Origin of the sequence: Castellaniella caeni NBRC 101664 (assembly GCF_001592225.1) — a bacterium.
Lineage (GTDB): Bacteria > Pseudomonadota > Gammaproteobacteria > Burkholderiales > Burkholderiaceae_B > Castellaniella > Castellaniella caeni.
Genome location: NZ_BCWN01000004.1, coordinates 145,046 through 162,053, shown reverse-complemented (window position 1 = coordinate 162,053; position 17,008 = coordinate 145,046). Strand labels below are relative to the sequence as shown.

The window sequence follows — 17,008 nt, the reverse complement described above, 5'->3', positions numbered from 1 at the left end:
AGGAGGCGTGATGCAAGAACAGGATCATGAGCGGGATCGTCGGCAGGATCGGGGGCGGGCGCGTACCCGCGGGCGCCGCGGGCTGGCCTGGCGCCGACAGCGGGGGTTCTCCCTCATCGAGGTGTCCATTGTGACAGCCATCGTGCTGCTCATCGCCGTCATCGGCATCCCGGCCATCGGCGGCTACGTGATGGAGAACAAAGTGCCCCAGGTGGGCCAGGAGCTGGTGCGCTTCATCACGCACACGCGGGTCAACGCCGGCACGTCCGGCGACCCGCCTTACGAGTCGCTGGGCACCGCCAATCTGGCGGCCCTGGTGGCCGATTCCAGCGTGCTCACCCTGGCGTCGGACGGTTCGGTGCTGCACGGCCTGGGGGGCGACGGCACGGTCGAGGTGGAGGCAACCGACGGCGGCACCGGCTTCTTGCTGCGGCTGCTGCGGGTGAACCACGTGGCCTGCCCGTCGATTGCCTCGATCTTGCAGCGGGTGGCCGAGCGCATCACGGTCGCTTCCGCCAGCGGGGCCACCCGGACGGTGAAGGACGAAACCACGCCGTACAGCGCCCTCACCACCGAGGGGGCTTGTGCCAAGGGCAACACCAACCAGTTCGTTTTCCATGTGCGCTGAACCGCGTGCCCGGGGCGCCGCGCAGCGCGGCTTTCTGCTCATGGAACTCATGCTGGTGGCCGCCCTGGCCTTGATGCTGGCCATCTGGGCGGGGCAGGAGTGGATGCGGCGCGCGCGGCTTGCCCAGGTTCAGGCGCTGGCGGTGTGGATGGGCACCGCCCATCAGGCGCTCGAAGCGTTCGTGCGCGAGCATGGTGGCGCGCTGGCCCGCGCACCCGCCGATGGGGCCAATGCCGCCGTGCCGGGCGTGGCCGACTGGACGGCGCCGCAGGCAGGCGAGTTGCGCGCCCTGGGGTTTCTGCCGCCCGGCTGGCAGGCTCGTGGCCCCTTGGCCCAGGCGCTGGAGTTTCGTCTGCGGCGGGATGCCACCTGTCCCCAGGCGCCTTGCCGTTTGCAGGCGCTGGTGGCCGCGCGTCCCGGGCTGCTGCGCCCGACGGGGACGGCGGACGAGGCCTTGGTGGCCGAGTGGTTGCTAGCCGCCCAGGGCCAGGGCCTGGCTGTGCGAGACGCTCGCCCTCAGTGGTTGCTGGGCGCCGGGCAGCAGATCGGCCTGTCCGCCGACTGGCGCTGGCAGCCTGGCACCGTGGCGCTGGGCGTCTTCCGGGTGCCGGGCGCGGATGGCACGCAGGGCACGGGCGATGGGACGGGCGGCGGGGCCCGGGACGATGAGACGGACGGCACGGATCATGCCGATTACCTGCGGGTGCGCGATTCCCGCGATGCCGACTTCCAGTCCACGCTGACCGTGCAGGGGCAGATCCGCAGCGGCACCTGGTTGCAGGCCCGGGATGGCCTGTTGCTGGAAGAGGGGCAGCGAGACGGCACCGCCTGCGCGCTCGAAGGCGGCGTGGGGCGCGATGACCGCTACGCCGGGTTGCTGGTGTGCCGCCAAGGGTTCTGGCGGCAGCTGGCCCGTCCACAGGGGGGCGGCTATCTGTCCAATAGCCGCCGGGGCTGCGCCAGCGCCAGCGGTCAGGCGACGCTCAACCCGGTCACCGGCAGCTGCAGTTGCGGGCCGGGTTACAGCGAGGTACAGGTTGCCGAAAGCGGGGCGCTGACGGCCCCCGAGGGCCTGAGCCGTGGCTACGTCTGCCAGCCCAATTGAAAAAGGCCGCAGGCCCTGCGTCCCGTGGTGGGGCGCAGGGCCTGCGGTGACGACGGCCCGGGCCCCGATCCGCTGGATGGGCCCCTGTGCCGTTACTGCTTACTTGCCGTTCCAGGCGGCGATGACGGCGCGCTCGTCGTCGGTCATCTGCGTCAAGTTGCCCAGCGGCATGTACTTGTTGCCCACCACTTCCTTGATCTTGGCAGCGTGCTGGATGATCTCGTCGTTGGTGTCCAGCATGATGCCCGCCGGAGCCGCCGCAAAGCCGGCCTGCGTGGGCTTGGCCGAGTGGCATTCCACACAGCGCGAGGCGACGATGCCGTGCACTTGCGCCACCGTCACGGTGCTGGCGGCGCCCGCCGACGCCTGGCTGGGCGCGGTGGCCGCCACGGGGGCGGGCGCGGCGATCCAGCCGATCAGCGCCAGGGCGATGATGCCGGCGGCCGGGTAGCGCAGGTCGTTCTTGCCCGTATGACGCAGCACGAAGTACTGGCGGATCACGCCGCCGGCGAAGATGAACAGCACCATGATCACCCAGGCGTACGCGTTCGAGTAGGTGAACGAGTAGTGGTTGCTCAGCATCAGGAAGATGACGGGCAGGGTGAAGTACGTGTTGTGCACCGAGCGCTGCTTGCCCCAGGCGCCGTCCAGCGGGTTGGGCTTCTGGCCGGCCTTCAGGGCCTTGACCATGCGTCGCTGGCCGGGAATGATCCAGAAGAACACGTTGGCCGACATGCAGGTGGCCATGAGCGCGCCGGTGATGAGAAAGGCGGCGCGGCCCGGGAAGATCTGCGTCGTGAGCCACGACACCAGAATCATCATGACGCCCACGCCCACGCTCAACCAGCCGTCGTGGTTGACGGTGGGGCTGATGATGCGGCACATGCGCGAGTACACGTTGTAGCCCACCACCAGGAACAGCACGGCCAGGATGCCGGCCTCAACGCCGCTCATGGCGCGCGCCCAGGCCCAGGGGCTGGCCGGGTTCACCAGGTAGATGTCGGCTTTCAGCAGATACAGCAGCATGAACAGGCCAAAGCCCGACAGCCAGGTGGTGTAGGCCTTCCAGAACGACCAGTGCAGGTCGTCGGGCAGCTCGGCCGGGTTGGTGAGATATTTTTGGTTGTGGTAGAAGCCGCCGCCGTGCACGGCCCACAGCTCACCATAGACGCCCAGCTTCTTGGCCTGTTCGCCCTTGGGCGCGTGCAGGCTGAGGTCGAGCATCACGAAGTAGATTGATTCGCCGATCCAGGCGATGGCGGCGATGACGTGCAGCCAGCGCAGCAGCAGGTTGCCGTATTCCAGAAAAAAGCCTTCCATGACAAGGTCTCCTCTTCTTGTAATTGGGTAGGGGGTGGGGGACGGTGCGCGGTCTAGCTGCCGCGGTACGTGGACCAGGTCCACGGCGTCACCACCAGGGGGACGTGATAGTTCTGTTCTGGATTGGCCACGCCAAAGCGCAGGACGACGACGTCCACGAAGCGCGGTTCGGGCAGCGAGATGCCCTTGCCGGCAAAGTAGTCGCCCGCATGAAACACCAGCTCGTAGGTGCCCTTGGTCAGGGCGTCGCCGCTGAGCAGGGGGGCATCGCAACGGCCATCGTGGTTGGTGGCTGTCTGGGTGAGCAAGGTGCGGTGTTCGCCTTCAAGGCGGTAGAGTTCCAGGGCGACGCCCTGAGCCGGCACACCGTGAACGGTGTCCAGGACATGGGTGGAAAGTTTTCCCATGAGATTGATCCCCGGTCAATATCCTGCCAGTGCGGCCCCCGGTCTGGCCATCCCGGTGTGAGGCACCGGGGCGCGAAGCGAATACGTGGAAGAAATGCTTCGGGGCAGGATGGTTTACGTCGGCTTCAAGCTGGGTTCTGCGACCCCGGGATCGAGCGGCCGACACATTGTCAACAATTTGTGTTGACGATTTTCGTTTGATCCACAATAATTGTCAACAATTTTTGTTGATCATGCAATCGACCTTCGATCGCTCGTGCCGATGCTTCAGTTGAAACCCCCGCGTGGCGCCTCGCCCGATCTGCGCGCTCCCAGGGCCTCGTCCCTGCGCAATCCCAAGGCGGCCAGCAATCCGTCCGAAGTCGAGCGCGTCTATGGCGAAATCTTCGACGCCGCCATGGATCGCCGCCTGCTGCCCGGTGCCAAGCTCACCGAGGCCACCCTGTGCTCGATTTTCGACTGCTCGCGCAGCACGGTGCGCGCCGCCCTGGCGCAGCTGGCCTACGACAAGATCGTGCTCATCGAGCCCAACCGCGGCGCGCGCGTCTGGCAGGCCACGCCCAAGGAAGTGCGCGACGTCTTTGCCATGCGCCGGGCGCTGGAAAGCTTCACCATCGACCAGCTGGTGGCGCTCGACGACGTCGAGCAGCGCCTGACGGCCCTGGACGACATGGTCAGCCGCGAGCATCGGGCCTACGAGCAGGGCGACCGCATCAGCTGGCTGCGCCTGTCCAACGCCTTTCACGTCGAGCTGGCCCGCCTGCTCGACAACCAGGTGCTCACCGACATGCTCTCGGGCCTGTGCGCGCGCACCACGCTCATCATTGCCCTGGGGGGCAGCCCCGAAAGCAGCACTTGCTCGTACGTCGAGCACCAGGACATCCTGAACCGCATCCGCCAGCGCGACGCGCAGGGCGCCAAGGCGGCCATGAACCATCATTTGCAGGATTGCGAGCAGCGGGTCGGAAGCCCGTCGGACGACGCTTCCAACCCCTGGTCGGCCTTTAGCGTGCGGCGCTGATGCCCGGCAGCGGGCATCCACCAGCGCTTTCATTCACCAGGAGACTTTTCATGACTGATCCCAATTACCCGCGTGACCTCATCGGCTATGGCCGCACGCCCCCGCAGGCCAACTGGCCGGGCAAGGCACGCGTGGCCGTGCAGTTCGTCATGAATTACGAAGAGGGCGGCGAGAACTGCGTGCTCAATGGCGATGCCGGTTCCGAGCAGTTTCTGTCCGAGATCATCGGCGCGGCCTCGTATCCCGACCGCCACCTGTCGATGGAATCCATCTACGAATACGGCTCGCGTGCCGGGGTGTGGCGCATTCTGCGCGAGTTCGAGCGCCGCGGCCTGCCGCTGACGGTGTTTGGCGTGGGCATGGCGCTCGAGCGCAACCCCGAAGTGGCGCGCGCCTTCGTCGAGCTGGGCCACGAAGTGGCCTGCCACGGCTATCGCTGGATTCACTACCAGAACGTGCCCGAATCGGTCGAGCGCGAGCACTTCCAGCGCTGCGTCGAAATCGTCACCCAGTTGCTGGGCCGCCACCCCGAGGGCTGGTATACCGGGCGTGACAGCCCCAATACCCTGAAGATCGTCGCGGAAGAAGGCAAATTCCTGTACGACGCCGACTACTACGGCGATGATCTGCCGTTCTGGACGGAGGTAGACCTGGGCCACGGCAAAAAGCACCCGCAGCTCATCGTCCCCTACACCCTCGACACCAACGACATGCGCTTTGCCTCGCCGCAGGGCTTCAACACGGGCGACCACTTCTTCCACTACCTGCGCGATGCCTTCGACGTGCTGTACGCCGAGGGCGAAACCGCGCCCAAGATGATGTCGGTGGGCCTGCACTGCCGCTTGACGGGCCGTCCCGCCCGCTTCGCCGGCCTGCAGCGCTTCCTCGACCACATCCAGAAGCACGACCGCGTCTGGATTGCCACGCGTGCCGACATTGCCCGCCACTGGGCCAAAGAGCACCCCTTCCAGGCGGCCTGATTCGCCTGTCACCCGGAAAGAGGCCCGCGGTTTCTTTCCGCCCCCCCCTGTGGGAGGGCGATCATGCCCGCCCCCCGCTCACGCAGTTTTCTCCGCCGGGTGCGCCCGGCGCCTCATCGTCCGGGCCGCATCGTCCGGACGGGTTTTTCTGAATCTCTGGAGCGTATTTCCATGGCCTCACCCAATCTGCCCGTCGGCACCGTGATCGACGCCCCGGCTGTCGATCTTCCAGCCTTTGCCACCCGTCACCCCAATCTGGCCAGCGAAAAGCTGGGTGCCAAGATCGTGTCGTGCACGGACGAGTTCTTTGCCAGCGCCTCGCGCATGTTGCAAGACTCCGAGCCCGTCTTCATCGTGGGCAAGTTCGATGACCATGGCAAGTGGATGGACGGCTGGGAAACCCAGCGCCGCCGCAATGGCGGCAACGATACCGCCATCATCAAGCTGGGCCTGCCCGGCAGCATCCGGGGGCTGGACATCAACACCAGCCACTTCACCGGCAACTTCCCGCCCGCGGCCTCGGTGCAGGTGGCCAATTGCGCAGGCGAACCCGATGCCCAGACCGAGTGGGTCGAACTGGTGCCCGCCAAGTCGCTGCAAGGCAATTCGCACCACTTCGTCGAATTCGACGACGAGCGCGTGTGGTCGCACGTGCGCCTGAACATCTTCCCGGACGGCGGCGTGGCCCGCCTGCGTGTCTACGGCCAGCCGGCCTGCAACTGGGACAAGCAAGATCCCAGCGCGCTGTACGAAGTCTCGGCGCTGGCCAGCGGCGGGCGCATCGTCGCCTATAACGACTCGCACTTCGGTTCGCCCATGCCTCTGCTCACGCCGGGCCGTGGCGTCAACATGGGCGACGGCTGGGAAACCCGTCGCCGCCGCGAACCGGGCAACGACTGGGTCATCATCGAGCTGGGCCACCCGGTCACGGTCGAGAAGATCGAAATCGACACCGCCCACTTCAAGGGCAACTACCCCGACCGCGTGTCGGTGCAAGGCGCCCTGGTGAAAGAGTCCACCGATCAGTCCCTGGTCACGCAAGCCATGTTCTGGCCCGAAGTGCTGGGCGAACAGAAGACCGAGATGGACAAGCAGCACTTCTACGAAGGCGCTACCCTCAAGGCCGTGGGCCCGGTCTCGCACGTGCGGGTGAACATGTTCCCCGACGGCGGCATCAGCCGCGTGCGCATCTGGGGCCGTCTGGCCCGCTGACGCGCGCCGTCCCGGCCAGTGTCCCCGGCGCGATGCCGGGGTATCGATCGCACAGGCGCCTGCGGGCGCCTGTTTTTTCAAATGCCTTCATTGAAAATCCGGCGCGGCTGGCCGCCCGCCAGAATCCAGGAGCAGATGGACATGACGACGAACAACGCGGATACCCTGCGCCCCCGGCTCGACGCCTGGGTGGACGCGCATTTTGATGAGCAGGTGGCGTTCTTGCAGCGCCTGGTGGGGATTCCCACCGACACGCCGCCGGGCGACACGGCGCCGCACGCCGAGGCCGTGGCCCGCGAACTGGAAGGCTGGGGCTGGACGGTCGAGCGCCATGCCGTGCCGGACGACGAAATGAAGGCCTATGGCATGCAAAGCATCACCAACCTCATCGTGCGCCGTGCCTACGCGCCGGGCGGCCCGGTGATCGCCCTGAACGCCCACGGCGACGTGGTGCCGCCGGGCGAGGGCTGGACGCACGACCCCTACGGTGGCGAGGTGGTCGATGGCCGCCTGTATGGGCGCGCCTCGGCGGTCTCCAAGAGCGACTTCACCACCTATCTGCACGCCGTGCGCGCCCTGGAAGCCAGCGGCGCGCCGCTGAAAGGCGGCGTCGAGCTGCACTTTACCTACGATGAAGAATTCGGCGGTCTGAAGGGCCCGGGCTGGCTGCTCGAACATGGCCTGAGCAAGCCGGATTACGTGGTGTGCGCAAGCTTCAGCCACGCCGTGGTGACGGCGCACAACGGCTGCCTGCAGTTCGAGGTGACCGTCCATGGCAAGGCCACGCACGGCTCGGCGCCCAAGACGGGGCACGACGCGCTGCAGGCGGCCAGCCGCATCCTGGCCGAAATCTACCGCCAGGCGGCCGCCCTGGACGAGGTGCATTCGGCGATTGACGGCATCACCAATCCCACCATGATCGTGGGCCGCATCGATGGTGGCACCAACACCAACGTCGTGCCGGGCAAGGTGGTCTTGAAGATGGATCGACGCCTCATTCCCGAAGAAGACCCGGTGCAGGTCGAGGCCCAGGTGCGCGCCTTCATCGCCGCGGCGGTCGAGGGCCTGCCCGGCATCACGGTGGACGTCCGCCGCCTGCTGCTGGCGCGTCCCCTGCGCCCGCTGCCCGGGCACGAAAAGCTCGTAGCCAGCCTGCAGCGCCAGGCGCAGGCCGTGTTCGGCGAGGCGATCCCGGCGCTGGGCACGCCGCTGTACGCCGATGCGCGCCTCTACGCCGAGCACGGCATCCCCACTGTGATGTACGGTGCGGGCCCGCGCACGGTGCTCGAATCGCGCGCCAAGCAGGCTGACGAACACGTGCTGCTCAGCGACCTGAAGGGCGCCACGCGGGTGATGGCGGGCCTGCTGGCCGACTTTCTCGCCGCCTGAGCGGTTTGCCCCGCGCGGGCCGACACGCCTGCGATGTGCTGTAATGCAGGCTTGTCCGCAGCATGAAGGTGAGTGAAGTGGCAGATGATGCAGGCGCGCTTGAAAAGCGCATCATCGAGCTGGAATTGAAGACAGCCTATGCAGACGATCTGCTCGACCGCCTGAATCAGACGGTCTTTCGCCAGCAACAGCAGATCGAGGGGCTGGCGCGTGCGCTGGCCGGGCTGCGCCAGCAGCAGGCGCCCGAAGGCCCGGCGGGCGCGCGCAACCCCGCCGACGAGCGCCCGCCGCACTATTGATCGTGGTCCCGGGTTGATGCGGGGCAAGGCATCGGCGCGGCCTGTGTGCTGCAATGAGGCCTGTCCTTCACGACCACCAAGAGGCTTGCACCATGAAACTCAATGTCGGCACCATCGACCGCGTCCTGCGGCTCATCCTGGGCCTCGTCCTGATCGTCCTCGCCGCCAACGGCACCGTCGGCTGGTGGGGCTGGCTGGGCCTGGTGGCCATCGCCACGGCGCTCTTTCGCTTCTGCCCGCTCTATGCGCTGCTGGGCATCAATACCTGCCCCGTACACCCGCGCGAATAGGCGCGAACGGGTGAACAGCCATCCACAAGGAGTCATGTCATGAGTCAGTCGTCCGAATACGTTCCGCCCAAGGTTTGGGTCTGGGAAAAACCCAGCGGCGGGCGTTTCGCCAGTATCAACCGCCCGGTTTCGGGCCCGACGCACGACCAGGAACTGCCGGTGGGCAAGCATCCCCTGCAGTTGTATTCGCAGGGTACGCCCAACGGTATCAAGGTCACCATCCTGCTCGAAGAGCTGTTGGCGGCGGGGCACGGCGGGGCCGAGTACGATGCCTGGCTCATCCGCATCGGCGAGGGCGATCAGTTCGGCAGCGGCTTCGTGGGCATCAACCCCAATTCCAAGATTCCGGCGCTGGTCGATCGCAGCGTACAGGCGCCTGTTGCCATCTTTGAATCGGGCGCCATCTTGCAGTACCTGGCCGAGAAATTCGGCGCGTTCTTGCCCACCGAGGCAGCGGCGCGCGCGCAGTGCCTGTCGTGGCTGTTCTGGCAGGTGGGCAGCGCCCCGTACGTGGGCGGCGGCTTCGGGCATTTCTACAACTACGCCCCGTTCAAGATCGAATACGCCATCGACCGCTTTGCCATGGAAACCAAGCGCCAGCTCGACGTGCTCGACCAGCGTCTGGCGCAGCACGAGTTCGTCGCGGGTGATGCCTACACCATCGCCGACATGGCCATCTGGCCCTGGTACGGCGGGCTGGTGCTGGGGCAGCTGTACAACGCCGCCGAGTTCCTCTCGGTGCACGAATATTCGCACGTGCAGCGCTGGGCCCGGCAGCTGGCCGAGCGCCCCGCCGTGCGGCGCGGGCAGGCGGTCAACCGTACTTCGGGCGAGGCCGTGCTGCGCGAGCGTCACGCCGCCGCCGATTTCGCCGCCATCGGCCTGGTCTGATACCGTCCCGGCCTGCCTTAAACGTGGCTGGCTGACAGGGGCTGGGGGCCGCGCCAGCGGTCTACGGCAATCGACACCATCAAAATCACAAAGCCGCCCAGCGCCAGGCCGGTGCCCACCCAGCCGGGCGACGTCCAGCCGTAGCCGCCCGCGATCGCCATGCCGCCCAGCAAAGGGCCCAGGGCGTTGGCGAAATTGAACGCCGAGTGATTGAGCGCCGCGGCCAGCCCTTGCGCGTGTTGTGCCACGTCCATCAGGCGGGTTTGCAAGATGGTGCCCAGGGCGCCGCCGAAGCCGATGAAAAAGACGCTCAGCGAGATCGTCCAGGCATTGCCCGCGGCCAGCGGAAACAGTGCCCCCATGGCGGCGCTCCAGAGCAGCAGCCCGGCTGCCGTGGGCATGAGCGCCTTGTCGGCCAGCCAGGGCATGATGATGTTGCCCACCGTCAGCCCGATGCCAAAGACGGCCAGCACCAGCGGCACGCCGTCGGGCGACACGTGCGTCACTTGCAGCAGGATGTCGGCCAGATAGGTGTAGACGGCAAAAAGGCCGCCAAAGCCGATGGCGCCCACCGCCAGCGTGAGCCACACCTGCAGGTGCTTCAGGGCGCCCAGCTCGCGCAGCGGGCTGGCGCCGACGGCGGGCGGGCTGTAGGGTGCCAGACGGGCGATCAGAGCCATGGTGAGCAGGCCCGAGGCGGCCACGAGCGCAAAACCCCAGCGCCAGGTGAGCGCGTGGCCCAGCCAGTTGGCAAAGGGCACGCCGACGATGGTGGCCACCGTCAGGCCCAGAAACATGCGGCCCACGGCCTGGTTGCGCTGCCGGTAGTCCACCATCGAGACGGCCACCAGTGAACCGATGCCGAAGTAGGCGCCGTGGGGCAGGCCGCTGAGAAAACGCAGCACCAGCAGCGACTCATAATTAGGCGCAAAGGCGCACAGGGCGTTGAAGACGGCGAACATGCCCATCAGCGCGATCAGCAGGGTGCGCCGGGCGATGCGCGCCGCCAGCACGGTCAGCAGGGGCGCGCCCACGACCACGCCCAGCGCGTAGGCGCTGATCACGTGCCCGGCAGTGGGGGCGTCGATGCCCAGATCCTGTGCGAAATAGGGCAGCAGGCTCATGGTGGCGAATTCGGTGGTGCCGATGGCAAAAGCGCCGATCGCCAGAGCAAAGATCACCAGGCGGGCGGAAGCCGTCGATGAGGCGGCGGAAGTGGATGTCTGGGGCATGGACGAAAAAAGGGCTGGGGAACCGTGTGACGATGTGGTGTGGAGGTGCCGTGCGGCAATGCAGTGTACTGCATAAGGGTAAACCCTAGGTGGCCATGGATTGGCTGCCGACCATTGCCAGGAAGGCGTGCCGTGCAGTAGCCTGATCGCTTTTGCCCGCCTGAGGAGGCTTCCGTCATGCAGTTTACGACCATCGGTGCCGCCATCGTGGATATCGTCGTGTCCCGGGTGCGGCCGATGCGGGGCGCCAAGCAGGATGTCGAGCACATCGGCCTGTACGCCGGGGGCGGCGCCGTCAACGCAGCCCTCAACGTTGCCGCGCACGGCGCCCGGGTGGCGGTGCATGCCTGCGTCGGGCGCGACCTCGAAGGCGGGCTCATCCGCGATTTGCTGCAGCGTCACGGCATCCAGGCGCAAATCCCCGATCACCGCCTGCCCACCGGCAAGGCCGTGGTGATGGTGGATGATTCCGGCGCGGCGCGCGCCTATGCGCAGCGCGGCGCCAGCGCCTGGGTGGGCGAATCGGGGTTTCCGGGCCTGGCGCACGCCGACGTCGTATACGTCACCGGCCTGTCGCTCGAATCGCAGGCCTGGCTACAGCGCTCGCTTGCGCCGCGCACCGCGCGCCCCTTCAAGCTGGTGGTCACGCCGGGCGCGCGTCAGCTGTCCGACCCGGCAGCTTTACACGGCCTGTGGGATGAGGCCGACCTGCTGTGCGTCAACGCGCGCGAGGCTGCCCGGTTGTGCGGCGACAATGGCCCGCAAACGGACGAGCCGTCCGCCGACGTGGCCGAGCGGCTGGCGCGCCACCTGGTGCGTCGCCCCGGCCAGGCTATTTTGGTGACGCTGGGGGCGGCAGGCGCGTTGTTTTTCGACGGCGCGCAAGGCCATCACCATCCGGCCTTGCGTGTCGAAGCCTTGTCCACCATTGGCGCAGGCGATGCCTTCGCCTCGGCCTTCGTGCACGCCTGGGCTGGCGGCGCCGACCCTCAGTCCGCCCTGGCGGCGGCTACCGAAAGCGCGGCGCGCGTCATTCAGGTGATCCCGGCAAACCTGGCCGGCCCGCTGCGCGCCTGAGCTGACGCGGTCGGCTCAGGCACCTGGGCAACATGCGTCGCACAGTGTCGTCGCGCAGGAAATAATGGTGATACAGCGCCGCCGCGGCGTGCAGGCCGATCAGGTAATAGCCCAGCGTGCCGATGGTCTCGTGAACATCTTGCAATGTACGCGCCAGGGGCTTGTCGGGGGACAGCAACGCGGGCCAGTCCAGGCCCCAGAACGGCACCGGCTTGCCTTTGGCACTGAGCGTCAGCCATCCTAGAAGGGGGACGATGATCAAAAAGGTGTAGAGCATCCAGTGCATGGCGTGGGCGGCTTTGTCCTGCCATGGCGGTGGGGCGGGCGTGATGGGGGGCGCGTCAAACAGGCGGCGCAGCACCAGGCGCGCAAACACCAGGCAGAAGACGGTCAAACCCAAGGTCTCATGCCAGGTTTTCATGCCTTCGCGCAAAACGCTGCCCTTGGGTGCCAGGCCCCGCAGCTCAATGAGCGCGTAGAGCATCACAAGAAGGACGAGCGTCAGCCAATGCAGACCGATCGACAGGCCGTGATAGCGATTACCGGGGGATTTCATGATGTCCGGGCTCCGGATGAGGCGTCAGAATCATGGTAGATCGCCACGGATGAACGGCAAATGAATGAAAAACTTACGAAAGGGGTACATGAGTCTATATGGCGGCTACGTGGAACCACACAGGGACGGCGATGGCGACACGAATCAAGCTCACACAATCGATTTGTTGCAGATGTGGCATGCCAAGTATGAGCATTGGATACTGGAACAGGCCGGCATCGAGCAGCCCCAGGCCGAAGCCGCAAAACCGAAGGCAGTTACCGTCGCCTGACAACAACTACCATTTATAGCAAAAAAGAGATAAAATGATGATGTGGCGTGTAAAGCTGTTGCCCGTGGCAGAAGACGAACTGATGACCATCCCCGCCGATATGCGAGCGTGGTTCTTGCATATATCCGAGTTGCTGGAAGAGCTGGGGCCGCAGAACGTCGGAATGCCCCATGTCCGGCATCTGGAAGGCAAGCTGTGGGAAATGCGCATGACCGGGCGCGATGGCATTGGCCGTGCGGTGTATGTGGCGCGTACCGGCAGGGTGCTGAGGATGCTGCATGTGTTTGTCAAGAAAACACAGAAGGCGCCGCGCAAGAATATTGAAATCGCCTACGAGCGATTACGGAGCCTTGATGATGACTGATCTATCCAAACTGAAAGCCCGCTTGTTGGCTGACCCCGAGACGCGGGCCGAATATGAGGCGCAGGCCCCGGAGTTTGCCATTGCTCGCGAATTGATCGCCGCCCGTGTGCGTGCCGGCCTGACTCAAGACGAAATAGCCAGGCGCATGCACACCACGCAATCCACTATTGCCAGGCTGGAAAGCGGTCGCACCATGCCATCCATGCGCACGCTCACGCGCTATGCCGAGGCGACGGGCAGCCGCACCGTTATCAGGCTGGAAGCGGAAATGGCCTGACTGAACTATGACCTACGCGCAACCCTTTACCGGCTCAAGGCACGGGTACTGACCAGTTGAAAAGAAGAAAGGCATCCGGTGGTGCAGGGTACGAGCCCGCGTCGGATGCCTGGACGCTGATTGCCTGTTGGTGCTGTCCATGGCGGCTACATGGAGTCAGAAAGCAAAAACGCCACCCGGTAAAGGTGGCGTAAATGCTTGATTTTGTTGGTGCCGGCTAGAGGAGTCGAACCCCCGACCTTCTCATTACGAATGAGCTGCTCTACCAACTGAGCTAAGCCGGCCATGATTGTTGTAGTTAACAATCACTTCATCGGCAGAAAGTGACTTCCACCAAAGCCAGCTATTATACATGGATTTTCATAAATACAAAGGGGCACTCGATGCACGCGATTCCTGTACTGATGCTGGTGGCCGCCGTGCTGCCGTATGGCGCCGCCATCGCGGCCAAGGCGGGCGGCAAGCATTTCGACAACGACGACCCCCGGCCCTGGCTGCAGGCCCAGCAGGGCTGGCGGGCGCGGGCCAATGCCGCGCAGGCCAATCTCTTCGAGGGCCTGCCGCTGTTTTATGCCGCGGTGCTGTATGCCTTGTACGCCGGTGTCGAGCCTGGGCGGCTGGTGGGCCTCATGGGGGCCTGGATCGGGCTGCGCGTGCTCTTCATTCTGGCCTACATCCTGGGACGTGGCACCGTGCGCTCGATCATCTGGGCCGCCGCCCTGGTGGTGAACCTGATGATTCTTTTCGCCTGATCGGCCACCTGCCTCTGTGGCGCAACGGCCTGGCGGGCTGCGGCTTCTTGGATCAGCCCTGGTCTTCGCCGGTGCTGGATGCGTCCGCTTGCGCGGGCGGCTCCCGGTTCTGGATCATTGCCATGGCGTCGGGAAACAAATCCCAGCAGGACATGAACAGCGCCGCGAACAGCGGGCCGATCACGAATCCGTTGAGGCCGAACACCGACAGCCCGCCCAGCGTGGAGATCAGCACCACGTAATCGGGCAGCTTGGTGTCCTTGCCCACCAGGATGGGGCGCAGCAGATTGTCGATGAGGCCAATCACCAGCACACCGAAAGCCGTGAGCGTGATGCCCTGCCAGTAGGCCCCGGTGACCAGAAAATAAATGGCCACCGGCACCCAGATGAGCGAGGCGCCTACCGCAGGCAAGAGCGACAGGAACGCCATCACCACGCCCCAGAACAAGGCGCCCTGGATGCCCAGGAAGGCGAACATCAGCCCGCCCAGCAGGCCTTGTGTGGCGGCGATGGCGATATTGCCCTTGACCGTGGCGCGCACCACGGTGGCGAATTTTTCAAAGAGCTTGCGCCGGTGGCTGTCTTCGAGCGGAATCAGGCGCTTGAGCGTGGGCACCATGGCCGTGCTGTCGCGCAGCAGAAAAAACAGCAGGTACAGCATCACCCCCAGGCCGACCACGAACTGCAGTGTGTTTTGGCCGATGCTCACGGCCTGCTTGGCGAGCAGCTGGCTGACTTGCAGTGCGCCGGCCGAGAGTTTTTCACGGATGCTGAGCAGATCGCCCCAGCCGTAGGATTCGAGCCAACCGTGCACGGAGGGCGGCAGCGCCGTGACCACCTGCTCGTAGTAGCGCCCCAGGTTGAACTGCCCCGAGTTGATGCGGGAATAGATGCCCGCGACTTCCGTGGTGAGCGCCCCGGCGATGAAAATCAGCGGCAGGATGACGATCAAGGTGATGCACGCCACAGTCAGGAAAGCGGCCAGCCCGGGCCGCGCCCCGCCCAGCGCATGCAGCAGATGTCGGTGCAGGGGGCTGAAGATGACAGCCAGCACGCCGGCCCAGAAAATGGCGGCATAGAACGGCATCAGGATGCTGAGAAAAGCAATCGAGACGGCGGTCAGCAGCAGAAGAAAGCTGCGAAAGTGTAGGGTGGTCGTGTGCATGCCGGTCTGGGTGGTGCCTTAGTGCCGTCGGGCGTTGTGGATGCGGTAGGCGATGGCGCCGATGATGATGGCGGCCAACGGCATGCTGCCCAGCAGGGCGGTGCGCGCGGAAAGCTCGAAGCCCATGGTGAGGATGCCCTGATACAGCAGTTTGAACAGGCTGAACAGATAGTAGCTGATGGCGATGATCGACAGGCCTTCCACCGCCTTTTGAATCTTGATCTGCGTGTCGGCGCGCGTGCTGAGGCTTTGCAGGATCTGGCTGTTTTGCTCTTCCATTTCGACTTGCACCCGCGCCTGCAGCAGATTGCCCAGGTGCGCCACGGCTTCGCCGATGCGGGTGAGGCGCTGATCGGTCGAGTCGCAGTAGCGCACGGTGGGCCGAAACCGCTGCTCGATGAAGGTGCCCAGCATCTGGCAGTCGCCCGTGCGGCTTTCGTGCAGCTCGACGATGCGCTCGAACACCAGCTGCGCATACGCCTGGGTGGCGCTGAAGCGCAGGCGCGTGCGGGCGCGGGTTTGCGTCACCCGGGCCGACAGCCGGGTGATGCGCTTGAGCAAGGCGCGGATTTCCCCGGCCTCGGCCTGGGCGTTGTCGTCCGACAGCGCCACCAGCTCGGTCTCGTAGTGGCGCAGCTCGGCACTCAGCGAGCGGGCCACGGGCAGCGTGAGCGAGGCCATGAGCCGATAGGTTTCGACCTCCAGCACGCGGCGCACCATGCGCCCCAGGCGGCGCCCGTCGAGCTGGCGGTTGAGCACGAGGATGCGGTTCAGGCCGTTGCCGTTCAGGCGCAGGTCGCTCCAGACCGTGGCCTTGCCGTCGTCCAGGGTCGAGCCCACCGGATCGTGAAAGCCGTAGGCATCGAGCGTGCCTCGCCAGGATGCCTCGGATTCGACGCAGATCTGGTCGGCGTTGATGAGCAGGCGGCTGTGGGCCTCGGCGACCTCGGCCAGTACGCCCGGCAGGGCGGGCCAGGGCGTGCCCGGTGTGCCGGGGCTGACCAGCGTGAGCGTCAGGAATTCGGTGTGGCGCTCCCATTTGAGATGCGCGTCGCCCACGGGAAATTCGCCCTGCGGCAGGGCTGGGTCGGCCAGCGCCACGTGGCGGTCGCACAGCGTGCGCACGATGGTCTGTGCTGCGTCGCCCTCGTCGAGAAACGCCAGGTGAAAGACCTGGGCCGGCGCGTCGAAGTACATCGACGGGCGGGCGTGCAGTTCATTGTGCAGTTCGTTGCGTTGCAGATGCATGCGGTCTCGACGGCGGATGGCAAGAGGGCGGGGGAGACCCAGTGTATCGAAAATCCGGATAAAAAAACGCCGCAGCGTGAGGCTGCGGCGCAAGTGATCGTGTGAACGCTATCTATCCAGGACGCGCCGCGCGGTGCGCAACCACGCGGCGTCGGGCTTATTTCTGCGTCGGTTCCTGCTTCTTTGTGTTCATGTGATGGGTCTTCTTGGCCTTGTGCTGCGCCTTGGCGTGATGCGCCGTGGCATGTTTCGCAGTCGCCTGGGCCGTGGGCTGGGCGGGGGTGCCTGCGGTACTGGCCGCAAAAGCAGGCGAGGCCATTGCGAGGCCAAGGGCAGCCGTCGAGCAGGCCGCCAGATAGGCAATGCGGGAACGTGTCGTCATGACATGAACTCCAGAGAGTGCCCGGCTACACCTTGTAAGCCGGTGGTGAATTGATGAATTGATCCACCTGCATGCTCAGAGCGCCGCGCTGGCAAAAGGTTCTGGCCGGACATCAAGATTTACGATCTTGACGGCTGGCTGA

Annotated in this window: 21 protein-coding genes and 1 tRNA gene; 14 read left to right on the top strand and 8 right to left on the bottom strand. The window is 65.6% G+C overall.

The features are described from left to right. Positions 1-10: 10 nt before the first annotated feature. Both CCA01S_RS04175 and CCA01S_RS04170 read left to right on the top strand, forming a co-directional pair. Positions 11-628 carry a pilin gene (locus CCA01S_RS04175; protein WP_084386461.1) on the top strand — a complete coding sequence of 206 codons (618 nt, stop codon included), beginning with the start codon at positions 11-13 and terminating at the stop codon, positions 626-628. Further along, positions 618-1,733, top strand: a complete 1,116-nt coding sequence (locus CCA01S_RS04170) for a hypothetical protein (protein ID WP_066454491.1) — start codon at positions 618-620, stop codon at positions 1,731-1,733. The genes CCA01S_RS04175 and CCA01S_RS04170 overlap by 11 nt, the downstream gene beginning before the upstream one ends. Positions 1,734-1,832: 99 nt before the next feature. On the opposite strand, the gene CCA01S_RS04165 is transcribed toward CCA01S_RS04170, so the two are convergent. Together CCA01S_RS04165 and uraH are read right to left on the bottom strand one after the other, a co-directional pair. Further along, on the bottom strand, positions 1,833-3,053 hold the full coding sequence (locus CCA01S_RS04165; protein WP_066454488.1) for a urate hydroxylase PuuD: 1,221 nt from the start codon (positions 3,051-3,053) through the stop codon (positions 1,833-1,835). Positions 3,054-3,106: 53 nt separating this feature from the next. Next, entirely contained in the window at positions 3,107-3,460 is a 354-nt protein-coding gene (gene uraH, locus CCA01S_RS04160) for a hydroxyisourate hydrolase (RefSeq protein ID WP_066454485.1), read from the bottom strand. A 262-nt stretch (positions 3,461-3,722) separates the two neighbouring features. On the opposite strand from uraH, the gene CCA01S_RS04155 reads away from it, so the two are divergent. The 7 genes from CCA01S_RS04155 to yghU all read left to right on the top strand — a co-directional run bounded on the left by CCA01S_RS04155 (position 3,723) and on the right by yghU (position 9,542). Then, positions 3,723-4,481: a GntR family transcriptional regulator gene (locus CCA01S_RS04155; RefSeq protein WP_066454483.1), complete on the top strand. Its 759-nt coding sequence runs from the start codon at positions 3,723-3,725 to the stop codon at positions 4,479-4,481. A 50-nt stretch (positions 4,482-4,531) separates the two neighbouring features. Continuing rightward, positions 4,532-5,461 carry an allantoinase PuuE gene (puuE, locus tag CCA01S_RS04150; RefSeq protein ID WP_066454481.1) on the top strand — a complete coding sequence of 310 codons (930 nt, stop codon included), beginning with the start codon at positions 4,532-4,534 and terminating at the stop codon, positions 5,459-5,461. Between the two features lie 171 nt (positions 5,462-5,632). After that, complete coding sequence (gene alc / locus CCA01S_RS04145) at positions 5,633-6,673, top strand: allantoicase (RefSeq protein ID WP_066454480.1); 1,041 nt, start codon at positions 5,633-5,635, stop codon at positions 6,671-6,673. A 141-nt stretch (positions 6,674-6,814) separates the two neighbouring features. Further along, positions 6,815-8,062, top strand: a complete 1,248-nt coding sequence (locus CCA01S_RS04140) for a M20/M25/M40 family metallo-hydrolase (RefSeq protein WP_066454609.1) — start codon at positions 6,815-6,817, stop codon at positions 8,060-8,062. 77 nt (positions 8,063-8,139) lie between these two features. Beyond that, positions 8,140-8,361 (top strand): SlyX family protein, encoded by a 222-nt coding sequence (locus CCA01S_RS04135; RefSeq protein ID WP_373278649.1) that lies wholly within the window; start codon positions 8,140-8,142, stop codon positions 8,359-8,361. A 92-nt stretch (positions 8,362-8,453) separates the two neighbouring features. After that, complete coding sequence (locus tag CCA01S_RS04130; RefSeq protein WP_066454477.1) at positions 8,454-8,651, top strand: YgaP family membrane protein; 198 nt, start codon at positions 8,454-8,456, stop codon at positions 8,649-8,651. Positions 8,652-8,690: 39 nt separating this feature from the next. Next, positions 8,691-9,542: a glutathione-dependent disulfide-bond oxidoreductase gene (gene yghU, locus CCA01S_RS04125; protein WP_066454474.1), complete on the top strand. Its 852-nt coding sequence runs from the start codon at positions 8,691-8,693 to the stop codon at positions 9,540-9,542. A gap of 17 nt (positions 9,543-9,559) precedes the next feature. Here the strand turns inward: yghU and CCA01S_RS04120 are convergent, their stop codons facing one another. Beyond that, a complete protein-coding gene (locus CCA01S_RS04120; protein ID WP_066454472.1) occupies positions 9,560-10,774 on the bottom strand; it encodes an MFS transporter in 1,215 nt (404 codons plus the stop codon). Positions 10,775-10,951: 177 nt separating this feature from the next. Between CCA01S_RS04120 and CCA01S_RS04115 the strand changes: the two genes are divergently transcribed. Then, positions 10,952-11,851, top strand: coding sequence for a carbohydrate kinase family protein (locus CCA01S_RS04115; RefSeq protein WP_066454470.1), 900 nt, complete (start codon positions 10,952-10,954; stop codon positions 11,849-11,851). Here the strand turns inward: CCA01S_RS04115 and CCA01S_RS04110 are convergent. Then, positions 11,805-12,407 (bottom strand): cytochrome b, encoded by a 603-nt coding sequence (locus CCA01S_RS04110; RefSeq protein WP_066454468.1) that lies wholly within the window; start codon positions 12,405-12,407, stop codon positions 11,805-11,807. The genes CCA01S_RS04115 and CCA01S_RS04110 overlap by 47 nt on opposite strands. Before the next feature lie 64 nt (positions 12,408-12,471). Between CCA01S_RS04110 and CCA01S_RS04105 the strand changes: the two genes are divergently transcribed. From CCA01S_RS04105 to CCA01S_RS04095, 3 genes are read left to right on the top strand one after another with little or no spacing between them, the layout of a single operon-like run. After that, the gene (locus CCA01S_RS04105; protein WP_146030622.1) at positions 12,472-12,678 is read left to right on the top strand and encodes a hypothetical protein; all 207 of its coding nucleotides are present in this window, start codon (positions 12,472-12,474) and stop codon (positions 12,676-12,678) included. A 34-nt stretch (positions 12,679-12,712) separates the two neighbouring features. Further along, a complete protein-coding gene (locus tag CCA01S_RS04100; RefSeq protein ID WP_198149900.1) occupies positions 12,713-13,042 on the top strand; it encodes a type II toxin-antitoxin system RelE/ParE family toxin in 330 nt (109 codons plus the stop codon). Next, the gene (locus CCA01S_RS04095; protein WP_232304966.1) at positions 13,032-13,319 is read left to right on the top strand and encodes a helix-turn-helix domain-containing protein; all 288 of its coding nucleotides are present in this window, start codon (positions 13,032-13,034) and stop codon (positions 13,317-13,319) included. Before CCA01S_RS04100 ends, CCA01S_RS04095 begins: the two co-directional genes overlap by 11 nt. A gap of 208 nt (positions 13,320-13,527) precedes the next feature. Here CCA01S_RS04095 and CCA01S_RS04090 read toward each other — a convergent pair. Then, positions 13,528-13,603: transfer RNA gene (locus tag CCA01S_RS04090), tRNA-Thr, on the bottom strand. Positions 13,604-13,702: 99 nt separating this feature from the next. Between CCA01S_RS04090 and CCA01S_RS04085 the strand changes: the two genes are divergently transcribed. Beyond that, on the top strand, positions 13,703-14,071 hold the full coding sequence (locus CCA01S_RS04085) for an MAPEG family protein (RefSeq protein WP_066454457.1): 369 nt from the start codon (positions 13,703-13,705) through the stop codon (positions 14,069-14,071). 52 nt (positions 14,072-14,123) lie between these two features. Here CCA01S_RS04085 and CCA01S_RS04080 read toward each other — a convergent pair whose 3' ends face one another. The 3 genes from CCA01S_RS04080 to CCA01S_RS04070 all read right to left on the bottom strand — a co-directional run bounded on the left by CCA01S_RS04080 (position 14,124) and on the right by CCA01S_RS04070 (position 16,866). Next, positions 14,124-15,236: an AI-2E family transporter gene (locus tag CCA01S_RS04080; protein ID WP_066454456.1), complete on the bottom strand. Its 1,113-nt coding sequence runs from the start codon at positions 15,234-15,236 to the stop codon at positions 14,124-14,126. An 18-nt stretch (positions 15,237-15,254) separates the two neighbouring features. Beyond that, positions 15,255-16,484, bottom strand: coding sequence for a DUF3422 domain-containing protein (locus CCA01S_RS04075; protein WP_066454603.1), 1,230 nt, complete (start codon positions 16,482-16,484; stop codon positions 15,255-15,257). Between the two features lie 157 nt (positions 16,485-16,641). Continuing rightward, positions 16,642-16,866: a hypothetical protein gene (locus CCA01S_RS04070; protein ID WP_066454454.1), complete on the bottom strand. Its 225-nt coding sequence runs from the start codon at positions 16,864-16,866 to the stop codon at positions 16,642-16,644. Between the last annotated feature and the right edge of the window lie 142 nt (positions 16,867-17,008).